General features: G+C 41.8%; 15 protein-coding genes and 2 tRNA genes. 4 read left to right on the forward strand and 13 right to left on the reverse strand.

Annotated features, from left to right (window positions below; genetic code table 11):
• Nucleotides 1–85: 85 nt before the first annotated feature.
• A complete protein-coding gene (locus tag MMO42_RS15000) occupies nt 86–970 on the reverse strand; it encodes a hypothetical protein (protein ID WP_241321129.1) in 885 nt (294 codons plus the stop codon).
• Nucleotides 971–1,432: 462 nt separating this feature from the next.
• A complete protein-coding gene (gene guaA, locus MMO42_RS15005) occupies nt 1,433–3,001 on the reverse strand; it encodes a glutamine-hydrolyzing GMP synthase (protein ID WP_241321130.1) in 1,569 nt (522 codons plus the stop codon).
• A 444-nt stretch (nt 3,002–3,445) separates the two neighbouring features.
• On the opposite strand from guaA, the gene MMO42_RS15010 reads away from it, so the two are divergent.
• Nucleotides 3,446–4,672, forward strand: coding sequence for a DUF445 family protein (locus tag MMO42_RS15010; RefSeq protein WP_241321209.1), 1,227 nt, complete (start codon nt 3,446–3,448; stop codon nt 4,670–4,672).
• Nucleotides 4,673–4,720: 48 nt separating this feature from the next.
• On the opposite strand, the gene MMO42_RS15015 is transcribed toward MMO42_RS15010, so the two are convergent.
• Nucleotides 4,721–5,092 carry a NirD/YgiW/YdeI family stress tolerance protein gene (locus MMO42_RS15015; protein WP_005290979.1) on the reverse strand — a complete coding sequence of 124 codons (372 nt, stop codon included), beginning with the start codon at nt 5,090–5,092 and terminating at the stop codon, nt 4,721–4,723.
• Nucleotides 5,093–5,237: 145 nt separating this feature from the next.
• Entirely contained in the window at nt 5,238–5,654 is a 417-nt protein-coding gene (locus MMO42_RS15020; RefSeq protein ID WP_241321131.1) for a DoxX family protein, read from the reverse strand.
• Between the two features lie 240 nt (nt 5,655–5,894).
• Here MMO42_RS15020 and MMO42_RS15025 point away from each other — a divergent pair, with 240 nt between their 5' ends.
• Nucleotides 5,895–6,533 (forward strand): DedA family protein, encoded by a 639-nt coding sequence (locus tag MMO42_RS15025; RefSeq protein WP_241321132.1) that lies wholly within the window; start codon nt 5,895–5,897, stop codon nt 6,531–6,533.
• Nucleotides 6,534–6,544: 11 nt separating this feature from the next.
• On the opposite strand, the gene MMO42_RS15030 is transcribed toward MMO42_RS15025, so the two are convergent.
• The 5 genes from MMO42_RS15030 to MMO42_RS15050 all read right to left on the reverse strand — a co-directional run bounded on the left by MMO42_RS15030 (nt 6,545) and on the right by MMO42_RS15050 (nt 9,380).
• Nucleotides 6,545–7,135 carry a LysE family transporter gene (locus MMO42_RS15030; RefSeq protein WP_241321133.1) on the reverse strand — a complete coding sequence of 197 codons (591 nt, stop codon included), beginning with the start codon at nt 7,133–7,135 and terminating at the stop codon, nt 6,545–6,547.
• A gap of 210 nt (nt 7,136–7,345) precedes the next feature.
• A complete protein-coding gene (locus MMO42_RS15035; protein ID WP_005154404.1) occupies nt 7,346–7,735 on the reverse strand; it encodes a hypothetical protein in 390 nt (129 codons plus the stop codon).
• Between the two features lie 9 nt (nt 7,736–7,744).
• Nucleotides 7,745–8,587 carry a ParA family protein gene (locus MMO42_RS15040; RefSeq protein WP_241321134.1) on the reverse strand — a complete coding sequence of 281 codons (843 nt, stop codon included), beginning with the start codon at nt 8,585–8,587 and terminating at the stop codon, nt 7,745–7,747.
• 82 nt (nt 8,588–8,669) lie between these two features.
• Nucleotides 8,670–9,062 carry a SirB2 family protein gene (locus MMO42_RS15045; protein WP_241321210.1) on the reverse strand — a complete coding sequence of 131 codons (393 nt, stop codon included), beginning with the start codon at nt 9,060–9,062 and terminating at the stop codon, nt 8,670–8,672.
• 9 nt (nt 9,063–9,071) lie between these two features.
• Nucleotides 9,072–9,380 carry a BolA family protein gene (locus MMO42_RS15050; RefSeq protein WP_005154402.1) on the reverse strand — a complete coding sequence of 103 codons (309 nt, stop codon included), beginning with the start codon at nt 9,378–9,380 and terminating at the stop codon, nt 9,072–9,074.
• A 189-nt stretch (nt 9,381–9,569) separates the two neighbouring features.
• On the opposite strand from MMO42_RS15050, the gene MMO42_RS15055 reads away from it, so the two are divergent.
• Nucleotides 9,570–9,642, forward strand: a tRNA-Gly gene (locus tag MMO42_RS15055).
• A 41-nt stretch (nt 9,643–9,683) separates the two neighbouring features.
• Nucleotides 9,684–9,759: transfer RNA gene (locus tag MMO42_RS15060), tRNA-Gly, on the forward strand.
• A 211-nt stretch (nt 9,760–9,970) separates the two neighbouring features.
• Here MMO42_RS15060 and MMO42_RS15065 read toward each other — a convergent pair.
• The 4 genes from MMO42_RS15065 to MMO42_RS15080 all read right to left on the reverse strand — a co-directional run bounded on the left by MMO42_RS15065 (nt 9,971) and on the right by MMO42_RS15080 (nt 14,405).
• Complete coding sequence (locus MMO42_RS15065; protein ID WP_241321211.1) at nt 9,971–11,326, reverse strand: MFS transporter; 1,356 nt, start codon at nt 11,324–11,326, stop codon at nt 9,971–9,973.
• Nucleotides 11,327–11,443: 117 nt separating this feature from the next.
• Entirely contained in the window at nt 11,444–12,469 is a 1,026-nt protein-coding gene (locus tag MMO42_RS15070; RefSeq protein ID WP_241321135.1) for an enoyl-CoA hydratase/isomerase family protein, read from the reverse strand.
• A 12-nt stretch (nt 12,470–12,481) separates the two neighbouring features.
• Nucleotides 12,482–13,255 carry an enoyl-CoA hydratase gene (locus MMO42_RS15075; protein WP_241321212.1) on the reverse strand — a complete coding sequence of 258 codons (774 nt, stop codon included), beginning with the start codon at nt 13,253–13,255 and terminating at the stop codon, nt 12,482–12,484.
• A 22-nt stretch (nt 13,256–13,277) separates the two neighbouring features.
• Nucleotides 13,278–14,405 carry an acyl-CoA dehydrogenase family protein gene (locus MMO42_RS15080; protein WP_241321136.1) on the reverse strand — a complete coding sequence of 376 codons (1,128 nt, stop codon included), beginning with the start codon at nt 14,403–14,405 and terminating at the stop codon, nt 13,278–13,280.
• Nucleotides 14,406–14,409 lie beyond the last annotated feature (4 nt).

Raw genomic sequence — 14,409 nt, forward strand, 5'->3', positions numbered from 1 at the left:
TATACGTTTTTGCCGTTTCGCAGTATTGAAAAGCTCTTAATAGGCTCTAAGCAACAGCATTACTTCCCTCTGTAAGTAGTGATAACTAGAAAGGTAATTCATCAAGTGAATCTAATCTAGGTTTCAACTCCATCAATATCAATGACTTATCTTCATCATTTAATGGTCTACGGCTTATTAGAATTAGATCAATCCCTCCCATCGAAGAAGGTTTTGTACGAACTATAATGTTTGAACCATAAAGATTCTCTACAAACTCAGTAAATTCCTTCAGCTCATCTTCTGTGCAAAATATTCGTTCTTCATGAAATGGATAAAGTCTCAAGCCTAAACCTTTTGGAGACTGGGGATGTTCCTTTAACTTACTTTCAACCTGATCTAGTTTATATAAAATAGTTTCTAAGACTTCAGATTCACTTAACGTCGTTTGTTCCAATCGAGCAATCTTAATAGTTGCAAAGTTACTTAAAAAACTCCTATACCCTTGCTCTTGGGATGCTTTGTAAGTAGCTACTATCTTTTCAGCTAACTTTGTCTTGAATCTTTGTATTTCAGAATACCTAAGATCTCTAGGGTAGGATAGGTGTTCAATAGTTGACGTATCAAAAGAATATCCTGTAATAGTATCTTTGATAAGTACTACAGGTTTATCAAAAGCTAATCGCATTCCTAACTCAAACATTACATTAGGATTTTTCCCACTAACATCACAAATGACAATATCGTCATCGTAAAGATTTTGAACAATAGACTTAGGAATAACAGTTGAATCCTTTGATTCACTTACTAGTCTAGCTTCATAACCCGAAAGATTAACAGCTTCTTTGATTATGCTATAAACATCAGACCAATGAGACTCAGTGTAATCGCCCATAGATGCAATTGGCATAACAATCCCACATGTAAACTTTGTAGTAGCTGGTTCAATTTTATCATTATCAAATTCTGCTATGTTTTGAGAGGTACCCATATAAGATTCCCAGTTTCTTAGAATAATTGAGTATTTTGATTACAAAGGAAATTATTGCAAGAGTAAAGAAAATTATAAAAAGCGAGCTAACGAAATCTACCTACCAGATTTAGGAGTACTGTTAAACCAAGAGAGAAGATTAGTATGATGAAAGTTATATAAAATTAACATAATACACTTTATCAAAAATAAAGCTTTTTTACTTAATAAATCAATTACGTAAAACTATATTTTATAATAAACAGCAAAAAGCCGACTTTTCCAAGTCGGCTTTTTGATCCATTTAGAGGTTTTTGAAATCCCTCTGCCACAGCATCTTGCACTTCATTTTAAAGTTTCACTTTAAAACTCGCTCATGGTGTAATTCTGGTAAGAGGCTTCGCTTTTAGAAAGCCCCTACTGCCGCAGGCATAGCCTTTGGCGTAATTCAGGCAAGAAGCTTTGCTTCTTGAAATCCCTGAATTACTCCCATTCAATCGTTGCTGGTGGCTTAGATGACACGTCATATACAACACGTGAAACATCTTTAATCTCATTCATGATACGGGTTGAGATTTTATCCACCAGTTCATATGGTAAGTGCGCAAAACGGGCTGTCATAAAGTCAACCGTTTCAACCGCACGAAGCGCAATCACCCATGCATAACGACGACCATCACCTACAACACCAACTGATTTTACAGGTTGGAATACTGCAAATGCCTGAGCAGTTTTGTCATACCAACCGCTGTCGCGAAGTTCTTGCATAAAGATATCATCAGCAAGACGAAGAATATCTGCATATTCTTTTTTCACTTCACCCAAGATACGCACGCCCAAACCTGGACCTGGGAATGGATGACGATAAATCATGCTATGTGGCAAGCCAATGGTGGTACCCAATTTACGTACTTCGTCTTTAAACAAGTCACGTAAAGGCTCAACCAATTCAAATTCTAAATCTTCAGGTAAACCACCCACGTTGTGGTGTGATTTGATCACGTGTGCTTTACCATTTTTAGTAGCGGCGGATTCGATCACGTCTGGGTAAATCGTACCTTGTGCCAAGAATTTCACGCCATCAAGTTTACGTGCTTCTTCTGCAAATACTTCGATAAATTCACGACCAATGATTTTACGCTTTTTCTCAGGATCAACTTCACCAGCCAATGCAGACAAGAAACGCTGTTCAGCATCAGCACGGATCACACGAATACCCATGTTGTCCGCAAACATTTGCATCACTTGATCGCCTTCGTTCAAACGAAGCAAACCATTGTCTACAAATACGCACGTTAACTGATCGCCAATGGCTTTATGTAACAATGCAGCCACAACTGAAGAGTCAACACCACCAGACAAACCTAATAGAACTTTTTCATCACCGATTTGCTCACGTAACTGCTCTACACGTAAATCGATAATGTGTTCAGGTGTCCAAAGACCACGACAACCACAAATCTGATGTACGAAGTTAGACAGTAATTCAGCACCCTTTGCTGAGTGAGTCACTTCTGGATGGAACTGAACACCATAGAAACGACGTGCTTCATCACTAACTGCAGCGAACGGGCAGCTTGGTGTGCTCGCAGTCACTTGGAAACCTTCTGGAATGGCACTGACTTTATCGCCATGGCTCATCCATACATGAAGTTGGTTTTCGCGATCTTGTAAATTGCCGATCAATTTATCACGGACCAGAATATCAACTTCTGCATAACCAAACTCATGCACTGTACCTGGCTCTACTTTACCGCCAAGTTGCTCAGACATGGTTTGCAAACCATAACAGATACCTAACACTGGTACGCCCAATTCAAATACAACTTGTGGCGCGCGTGGGCTTCCTTCTTCATGTACGCTCTCAGGGCCACCTGATAAAATAATCCCGTTCGGATTAAACGCACGAATGTCTGCTTCAGACATATCGAATGCATACATTTCAGAATAGACACCCGCTTCACGCACACGACGTGCAATGAGCTGGCTATATTGAGAGCCGAAATCCAAAATAAGGATACGATCTTCAGTAATTTGAGTATTGGTCGTCATGGTTCATCTTAAAGGCAAATGAATTAAGCGCCACATTCTAACATTTTTCACGCTTTGACGCACCGCAATTCATCATCTATCTGATTTTTTAGTTGGGCTGGCGAATAAGCGCTGATATTTAAACTAAAATTTCACAATCAAGCTGCGAATAAGGAGAGTTAAATCAACAATTGTTGCCTATTCTGCTCAACACAAAACAAAAATTGGTGCTAAGATAATGAGTTGAAATGAGCATTACCATGGAAAGGTATTCAATCGACAGCATCGTTCCCTTTTTATGCGATTGCGATGTCCTTGATCAAAGGAAAAATAAAAAGGTAACTAAAAAACCTAAAGGTATGGGTACATCACCAATATCTTAAAATATTTAACTATCATCTAGCGCTTGCCCGACCACGAGCAACAATTAGGACTTGAAGGACCAATAAAATAATGTTTCAAGAAATGATTGCGGATTTTCAACAGAATTTCTGGTTATACATCTCAATCCCATTTATCAGTGGCTTTATTGGTTATGTGACCAAAGTCATTGCAATTCAAATGATGTTTTCACCACTTGAATTTAAAGGATTGCGATTATTTGGTCTTCCACTCGGATGGCAAGGGATTGTTCCTCGCAAAGCAGAGAAAATGGCCACCACTGCGGTGGAATTGATGACCTCCAAGCTCATCAAACCGGAAGAAATTTTTGCCCGACTTGACCCTAAACGTATTGCCCAAGAAATTGAAAAACCTTTGATGGCGGCAGCTGAAGACATTACCCGAGAAGTTGCGCAGCAATACCAGCCGGGCTTATGGGAAGGCATGCCCGAGTTTGCACGACAAAAACTGATTAAGCGGGTTCAAGCCAAAGCGCCTGAAATCGTTGAACACATCATGAGCGAAGTACAAAAGGATGTGACCAAGTACTTCGATATCAAACATATGGTGGTCAACAATCTACTCAAAGATAAACGCCTCCTCAACGAAATTTTTAAGAAAGTCGGCAAACAGGAATTCAAATTCTTTAGTAATGTCGGCTTTGTTTTTGGTTTTGCTATCGGTGTCGTACAAATGTTGTGCTGGATCGTCACCCAAGGTAAATACCCTTGGATGTTGCCAATGTTTGGCGGCTTTGTCGGCTTCTTTAGTGACTGGATGGCCTTGCAGATGATGTTCCGACCGTTATACCCAAAAAAGATCATGGGTTATACCTGGCAAGGTTTATTCATTAAACGCCAAAATGAAGTCGCGGCTGATTATGCGGCCCTGATTTCAAAGCAACTACTCACCTCACGTAACATGATGGAAGAGCTTTTCTCAGGCACACATTCCGATAAAGTCATCGAGTTAGTGAGTCGCCAAGTCAAGCAAGAAATTGATTTACAAGCGGGTATTGTCCGTCCGTTGGTGGTCTATGCCATTGGTGGTGAAAAATATCAAAATCTGAAGACAGAAGTGGCAGAACGCATTTTAAAACAACTTCCAGATACCATGCGTTATGTTGAATCTTATGCTGAAGATGCGATGAATGTACGTAATACATTGGTTGAACGCATGCAGAAACTGAGCCCTGAAGAGTTTGAAGGCATGCTACGCCCTGCGTTTAAAGAAGATGAGTGGTCATTGATTATTGTCGGTGCTGTGCTCGGTTTTCTGGTCGGGGAAATGCAAATTCATTTTATGCTTTGATCATTTCAACGATAAAAAAGGAAGCCTCGGCTTCCTTTTTTAATAGCATTATTTATGCGCATGCTTTTCGATTTTAATCACTTCAATATCCGTCGGTTTATAACGATGCGTATCGACTTCACCGACTAAACGCACGTGATCGCCCACTTTAATTCCTGCTTGGCGCCAAATATCATCATCAATTTCAACACCAATGGTGCCACTCTGGTCTTTAAACTCATAATGATCACTTTGCAAATGCTTGGTGATTTGACCTGTCAGCGTCACGCCTGTTTCATCTTTCAGTTTGGCAACCTGACTGACTGTCACCACATTCTTTGCGGCCTCTTGCACAATCACATGGTCATCTTTACCTGCCCATGTCACCGTAGACAATCCCGTTAAAACCACCATCCCAAAAGTTGCAATCGTTCTTTTCATTTCATGTCCTATTTTGTTCTAACACCTGATAATCTAAACAGAAATAGCCGATGATGTCGGCTTAAGTTTGTAATCAAGCGTAATTTATGTAATAGATACATGCGCTTAACCCCGCCGATTAAAGCGGGGTTTTTCATTACAATGGTTATTTTTCAATCAAATGGTCAAGACTAAAACGGCCTGCACCATAGAGCATCAAGGCGAAGAAACCACCTGCCATGGCAAAGTTCTTCATAAAGTTAATGGCATCTTCTGCACCAGCATGGAAGATAAAGGCTGTAATAATACTAAAAAGCCCTAAACCCAAAGAAGCAAAACGTGTTTGGAAACCAAACAATAGCGCCAAACCACCACCAAATTCCATCAGAATCACCAATGGCAATAGCGCACCAGGAACACCCATTGATTCCATATAGCCTGCGGTACCCGCATAACCTACGATCTTGCCCCAACCAGCAACAAGAAAGATATAGGCCATTAATAAACGCGCAACTAAAATTACAACATTTGCCACGCCAGATTGGGTTACGATATTTTTTACAACAACATTCGGATTAAACATGGTTGATTCCACACTGTTTGTTTTTTAACTTGTTAGCAAGTTTATGTATCTTTAGTTTTGCAATAAACACTAGTTTAGTTAACACATCGTTCCTTATTTGAAACAATAAAACCCATTTCACCCTAACTCTTTGTTTTTAATTTCCCATCTCTGAAAGTTACCAATTAATTTGCTTTTTATACTGACATTCTACAGATGCACTGCTAGGATTTAGCTCACATTTATAGTGTTAACATCTTCATGGAACTCATTGATTTTATTCTGCACGTTGACGAACACCTTTTAGAGTTTATTACCAATTATGGCGTATGGATCTATGCCATTTTATTCTTAATCATTTTTGTTGAAACTGGTTTAGTGGTGATGCCATTTTTACCAGGCGATAGCTTGTTATTTGCTGCAGGTGCATTGGCAGCTTCAACAGGTGCAATGGATCCATGGGTATTGGGTGTCTTGCTGTTTATTGCAGCAGTACTCGGTGACACTTTGAACTACCATATTGGTCGTTATATTGGTCCACGTGTTTTTGAAACCAATTCTCGTTTTATCAATAAACAGCATTTGATTAAAACCCAGCAGTTCTTTGAACGTCATGGCGGTAAGACCATCATTTTTGCCCGCTTCGTTCCTTTTGCCCGTACGTTTGCTCCATTCGTTGCAGGTGCAGGGAGCATGAATTATAAATTCTTCCTCACTTATAACGTGGTTGGTGCATTTTTCTGGATTGCATCTTTCATTACGCTGGGTTATTTATTCGGCAATATGCCGATCGTAAAAGATAACTTCACCCATTTAATTTTCGGTATCATTATTATCAGTGTCTTACCGGGTGTAATTGGCTTTATTCGTCAAAAGATGAATGCTCGTAAAGCACAATAACTCTAGGTCTGTTAAAACAACCGAAAGATCATTGGCAACATACAAAGCAGCAATAACATTGCCGATCCTTTATATAAGTGGTCGGCTTTGATTCCAACCAGACTTCCCGCCAGTAACGCACGTCCAAATAGCATCCAGAAGATACTTACAGGTATCAGAATTAAACTGAATACCGCAAAAACCAGCGTAGCCTGCTCAATCGAATTCCATGTTTCGCTCGGGAAAATTCCTGAAGCCAATAATACGGTTTTAGGATTTTTTAAGGTCGAGATAAATAATTGTCTTTTACGGATATGCTGGTGATGTTGATCTAGTTTTTGCAGATGCGAACCTTTCCAGAGGTGAAAAGCCATCCAAAGTACATAGAGCAAGCTCAGCGTATGTAGAATCCCGCCAATTGCAGGCCAAATCGGGTCAAACAAATGAATGAATAATGCCCATAAACTCACACCATACAGGTATCCCAACCATTCAATCGGGATAAATGTCATGGTTTTAGCGACACCGTGTTGATGTGTTGCACTGGCAAGCAAAGCATTGGTCGGACCAGGGATCAGTAATACTGCCAACATTGCCAAAACAAAAAACCAACTCTCAATCATACACATACCGAACGACTATACATGGGCGCCACCTTAAACGAATTTAGGGCAAAAACACAAATTTTAACAGTGTGGGTGAGCGAGAAAAATCAATGAGTTATGGGGTGTTTATATTTCAAGTATTTAATTTTTATCATTATATTTTGAAACATTTTGCTATAATTTAGTTGCTGACCGTAATCGCGAAGCATGACGATCAGTTTTCAAGATTTATGATTTTGGACGTTGCTTCACGATGATTGGGCAACCTTTGAATTTTGCGGCTTGTACAATGGCGTCTTGTTGCCCGAGTACATTGGCTAGTTCAGTATTTTTGGTATTCATCGACTGTCCCATATTGACCGAGATCGATGGACCAAAGCCCCAACCGCCTCTACCCCAGCCACCACCAAGGCCAAGACCAACCCCGACACCAGTACGTTTTGGCGTTTGTACACCATTTTCGACGTATTGCTGAATACGGTTGTACTCTGCTTGCAACTGCTGGCAGCCGAGTGCTTGATATTGTGTAGGCGACACATAGGTAGGCTTAACCGTTGATGCACATGCACCCAATAACATGCTCGCTGCCAAAACAGGCATCCAATATAAGCGTTTCATAAGATTCTCTTATTTCTTTGATTCAATCTCATTGAACAGGGTCACATAAGCGACGGTCAATTTGTGGTCAGATGCCAAATGAATCAAGGGTAAATTCTTTTGATGTGATTCTTTCATCAAGATCGATGGGGGCAACATGCTATCGAGCACAGGCAGGCCTTCATCTTTTAACTGTTGAACCACTTCACGAGGTAATTTTGCTTGAGATTGGAACTGATTGACCACAATTCCCTCAATCTCCAAGCGATCATTATGATCATCTTGGGTTTCGAGCACATTTTCAATCAAAGTTTGTAACGCACGTTTTGAAAAAACATCACAATCGAATGGAATCAGTACCCGATCTGCTGAAATTAATGCAGATAAAGTAAAGAAGTTAAACGCTGGTGGCGTATCAATAAAAATACGGTCATAACGTGCAGTGAGAGATTGAATCGAATCACGCAATTTATAAATTTTGTGTTTACTTTCCAGTGCATGCTCCAATGCACCAAGGCTTGGACTTGCAGGAATCACATCAAGATTGTCAAAAGAAGAACGGTGCACATAACTGTCCAACCCTTTGCCACGTGGTGCTTTCAGGATTGAACCAATGGCATTTCCGATCAGACCCTTTTGCTGCGTAGTCCCTAAAATATCATCAAAGAAATTTTCAATGTTTGGCTCTAATGCTGCCTTGTCAGCAGAATAGGTTGCATCTTCACCCAAAAGGTATTGGCTTGAATTCGCTTGTGGATCAAGATCAATCACCAAGGTTCTGAATCCCTGTTTCGCGCTAATCGCAGCGAGATTGACAGTAATACTTGATTTCCCCACACCACCTTTTTGGTTAAACACCACACGCGTTAACATGATTTCCCTCTATAATATTTTTGTAAACTGCACGCAGTTTAACCTAGTGCCAAAACAAATACTCAAACAATGTGTCAAACAATCAGGCAAAAACTGGCTTAATCATCACTAAGCCGAGAATCCCCACCATAGCCACTGTACCGATGAGTAACCCTGCACGGCGTTGTTCCAATAAAATGCTGCTGTCCTTTTTATAGGTTTTGATCAAAGAAGACCACAACACAAAGAACAGAATCACTTTGGCATAAAACCAAGGCTGCACATCAAAGTTGTTCATACTGAGTAAAACAGCACCTGTCACAATAATTAAGGTCAAAGATAGATGTTGTAAACCAACAAGGCCTTTACGTGCTTTTGGATTCGGTTGCTGATCGTGTACACCCACGAATAGCGTTGAACCACGTAATACAAAAGCAATAATCAGTAAGCTCACTGCTGACATATGCACAATTTTAGTGAGTAAATGTAAGTCCATCATTGATCCTTAGCTTTTTGGCGCATGTGCACATTCAGGGCTCGCAGGTGCTTCACCTTGCCATTCACTCGGTACATAGGCATGAATCGCAAGCGCATGGATGCGACCAGGGCTCATCAGCTCTGCTGCAACAGCATAAATTTTTTGATGACGTTGTACTAAACGCAGTCCTTGAAATTCATCACTTACCACGATGACTTTAAAATGTGACTCTTTACCTGGAAAATATCCACCATGCCCTGCCGACTCATTGATCACTTCAAGATGGGTAGGTGCTAGCGTGTTTAAACGTTCAATCAACTGTTGTTCTAAGTTCATCAGTCACTCTGTAAGGTCAGATTGAGATAGCTCATTAGTATACATGAGCGGAATCTGAGGGAAACTTTTGTACAAAAATTTGCTTCCCCATGCTTTTTTAGCCTGAAGTGCTTTAATTTTATGCAAATAATCAATTTCTTTGCATAAAATTATTGACCCTATTTTTGCATAATGTATTATACACGGCATGCGGGAATAGCTCAGTTGGTAGAGCATAACCTTGCCAAGGTTGGGGTCGGGAGTTCGAGTCTCCTTTCCCGCTCAAATTTTTTAGTGTAAGTTTTAGTAAAAACTGCTCAATTAGCGGGAATAGCTCAGTTGGTAGAGCATAACCTTGCCAAGGTTGGGGTCGGGAGTTCGAGTCTCCTTTCCCGCTCCAGATTCAAAAAAGCCCTAGTCGAAAGATTAGGGCTTTTTTCTTTGCAAATCATTATGCTCCACGTGGAACATAACAACTCAATATTTATGGAAGCATCCCCTATACTTCGTTTTCTTAACATTCATCATCATATCTTTAAAAATAAAAAAGATGTTTCCAATCGCTCAGAAACATCTTTTCTCACCGTGCATTACATGGCTTGAACTGAAAACTAATCTGTCAGCTTTGTTTTCAAATTTATCCTCTGCTTCTTGGCATAAGCTTCATCCGATCGTTGTCTTTGATCTCGTGGCATAAATGTGGTTGCAATAATCGCAACTATAGCCATTGAACCAATGTACAGCATAATCAAATACGGATTGCCTCCCCCGACACTGAGTAATTTTGTCGCGATCAACGGTGCGATACCTCCACCCAATACCCCAGCCAACTGCACCGAAATAGAAATACCGCTATAGCGAATTTCTGCTGGGAACTGGCGTGCAAACAATTGAGCCTGTGGTGCATACATAATCGGGAAAACCACGCCAATCGCCAACACAATTGCAGTCCAGACCAAAACTGGATCTTTAGTATTCAGCATGCTAAAGAAAGGATAGCTATACAGTGCCAGCACACATAAGCCAAACATAAACATATTGCGCTGCCCGACTTTATCGGACAAATGTCCACATAACGGGGTCATAAATAAAATCACAGCTGCCCCGCAAATCGTGGCAAATAGAATCTCTTGTCTGGCAATGCCCAATTGTGTAGTGGTATAGGCCAAGGTAAAAGTCGAGGCAATATAAAACCATGCATTCTCTGCCGCACGCGCGACAATAATGGAGATGAGCTGCTTAGGATGCTGCTTGAATACTTGTAAGGCTGGAACTTTAACTTCTTCAGCTTGTTGTTTCACTTTTTCAAAGTCTGGCGACTCTGGGACTTTCACCCGAATGTACCAACCGACTGCCAGTAAAATGATGCTCGCTAAAAAGGGAATCCGCCAACCCCAACTAAATAAAGCCTGTTCTGGCAATAAAGAGACCAGTCCGAGTGCGATTGAGGCCAGCATCAAACCGCCGCCCGTACTGGCTTGAGGCAGACTGCCCCAAAATCCTTTTTTACCTTCTGGCGCATGTTCTACCGCCATCAGCACTGCACCACCCCACTCACCACCCATTGCCATCCCTTGAATAAATCGTAGGATCACCAAACCAATTGCTGCCCAGTAACCAATCGATTCATAGGTAGGCAACAGGCCGATCAGGACTGTTGGAATCCCCATCAACATCAGGGTCAGCAATAACATCGATTTTCGGCCAATCTTGTCACCAAAATGTCCGAATACCAGTCCACCAAGTGGTCGCCCAATAAATCCCACCGCATAGGTGGCAAATGCAGCAAGCACACCGGTCAGTGGATCTAAATTAGGAAAAAATAATTTATTGAAAATTAAAGCTGCTGCTGCACCGTAGATAAAAAAGTCATACCACTCAATGGTGGTCCCCACCATACTGGAGATACCTGCCAATCGATGGGATGACTTTTTAGGAGATGAACCGTTTCCATGTATTGTTTGCATCATTCTGTTCCTTTCTTGGATTTTCTTGTTTTATATTTTTGGCTGATCATCAATCCTGACCATCAGCATTTCTGACTATCTGATACTCCTTTAATTCATGGTGATAGATGTTTTGATTTAACTGAGTTTTTCTAGAATTTGCTCGAGTTCAACATTCCGTTGCTGCCATTGGGGTTGTTTGTCTTTATCAACAATTAAGGCGCGTACACCTTCAATAAAGTCACCATGTTCAAACCAGATATCTTGCAAGTCACGCTCCAGTTGCATACATTGCGGCAAGGAAAGACCACGACCTAAATGCTGGAGTTTCAAGCTGGTTTGTTTGGCAATAAACGAACGTTGCTGCAAAATGCCAAGCATCTTGTCCGCCCATGCTTTGAACTGATCATCTTGTTCATGTTCAAGACTCTGCTCAATTTCATCCAAATGCTGAAAACCAAAATGTTTACGAATGCCTTCGGCCAATTGCTGAAGTTCACTTTCAGCAGGACGGGTAATAAAACAGCTGACAATATGTTCAATATTCTGTTTATTCAGGTGAGGTTCATTAGTCAAAACGTCTTGCAGGGCTTGCAGCTTGTCACTTGGTACGTGATAGTCGATTAAATCTAAATACAGTGCATCACTACTGCTGATCTGCTCGCCAGTGATTGCCAGATAAACCCCGATATCATCGAGTCGAGACAGGAAATGAGTCGCACCGACATCTGGGAAAAAGCCAATCGCAGTTTCAGGCATGGCAAATCTGGACTTTTCGCTACTCACCACAATGTGACAGGCCTGTGCCAAGCCAAAACCACCACCCAGCACATAGCCATCCAGCATCACAACGACAGGCTTTTCATATTCGCGCAGTAGGTTTAGCATTTTATATTCGGCACTAAAATAACCTTTATAATCAGCAGTATCATTTTTATAACTGTCATAGAGATAGCGAATATCTCCACCTGCACAAAAGGCTTTGGGACTGTTCGATTTGATTAAGACCGCTTGAATGGCAGCATCATAACGCCACAGTTCCAATTGACTACAAATGCCCTCAATCATATCGAGAGACAGTGCATTTAAATGCTTCACTCGATCCAAGCTGATCAGCCCCAATGCACCTCTCTGCTCAATCATTAACTGATTTTCGATATTCATTTTATTGGTCTCTTATCGATGATTAAATTTGGCCTGACGTTTTTCAACAAAGGCCTGCATACCTTCTTTTTGATCCGATGTCGCAAAAATCGAATGGAACATACGGCGCTCAAAACGCAACCCCTCTGTAAGATTGACTTCAAAGGCACGATTGATGGTTTCTTTTAGCATCATATTGGCAGTTAAAGATCGCGCTGCAATTTTTTCTGCAGCTTGTAGGGTCTGTTCCAGTAATTCTTCTTTGCCAAACACACGCGCTACCAAACCACTTTGTTCTGCCTCTACTGCACCCATGTGCCGTGCAGTGAGACACATTTCCATGGCTTTGGCTTTGCCAATTGCGTGAGTTAAACGCTGCGTGCCACCAATGCCTGGAATCACACCTAAAGTCACTTCAGGTAAACCAAACTTGGCATTGTCTGCACAGTAGATAAAGTCACACATCAAGGCCAATTCACAGCCACCACCAAGCGCATAGCCACTGACGGCAGCAATCAACGGTTTCCGACGTTGCGCAATCTGGTCAGCAAGATGAAAAAAATCATCAAAGTAAATATCAGGAAAATGGAGATCAACCATTTCCTTGATGTCTGCACCTGCAGCAAAGGCTTTTTCCGAGCCTGCCAACACCATACAGCCAATCTCGCGATCTTTCTCTAACGCATCCAACGCCTGATTCACTTCACTAATCAATTCACTATTCAGCGCATTCAAGGCTTGCGGACGATTGAGGGTAATCAATCCAACGCCATTACGCTTTTCTAATAAAATACTGTTCCACTGCATCATCAAATTCCTTGCTTTGCTTTTATAGACTACGTGCGATCACTAAACGCTGAATATCGCTAGTACCTTCATAAATCTGACAAATACGCGCATCGCGATAGATCCGTTCAATCGGGAAATCTTTCAGATAGCCATAGCCCCCAAATACCTGTAAGGCGCTTGAACAGACACGTTCTGTCATTTCCGAGGCAAATAGCTTGGCCATTGAAGCTTCATTGAGACAGGGTTGGCCTGCTTCTTTAAGACGTGCAGCATAGTGAACCAGTTGTCGAGCCGCTTCGATCTCGGTTGCCATACTGGCAAGACGAAAAGCCAGCGCCTGATGCTCAAAGATTGGTTTACCAAAGGTCAGCCGCTCTTTGGCATAGCGCGTAGCTTCTTCCAGTGCAGCACGCGCCAGACCCACTGCCTGTGCCGCAATACCGATACGCCCTCCTTCCAAATTGGCAAGCGCAATTTTTAAACCTTCACCCTCTTTACCCAGCATCAAACTTTTATGCAGACGAACATCCGTCAGGGCAATCTGGCAGGTATCCGAAGCATGCAAACCGAGTTTTTCTTCGACCCGAATCACGTCATAACCCGGTGTCTCACGTGGCACGAGGAAGGCACTAATGCCCTTTTTACCCGCACTTGGATCAGTCACGGCAAATACGATAATCACGCCCGCATTATCACCTGAGGTAATAAATTGCTTGGCACCATTGAGAATGTAGTCATCGCCATCTTTCACCGCGCGGGTTTTAATGGCTGCCGCATCTGAACCTGTATGTGGTTCAGTCAAGGCAAAAGCACCGATCATTTCACCCTGTGCCAACGGTTTTAAAAAATGCTCTTTCTGTTCATCGGTACCAAATTTTAAAATCGGTACACAGCCCACCGAGTTATGTACACTCATAATGGTTGAGGTCGCACCATCTGCCGCAGCGACTTCTTCAAGCGCCAATACATAGGCCAAATTACCCGTGTCGGAACCGCCCCATTGCTCTGGGATCAGCATGCCCATAAAACCGAGCTGCCCCATTTGTGCCAATGCTGCTTTTGGAAATGTGCCATGTCGATCCCAATCACTGGCATTGGGTTTAATCTGTTCTTGGGCGAAACTTTTCGCCATATCACGAATTAAGACTTGTTCTTCGGTCAATTGCATCTTG

Origin of the sequence: Acinetobacter sp. ANC 3882 (assembly GCF_022549545.1) — a bacterium.
GTDB lineage: Bacteria > Pseudomonadota > Gammaproteobacteria > Pseudomonadales > Moraxellaceae > Acinetobacter.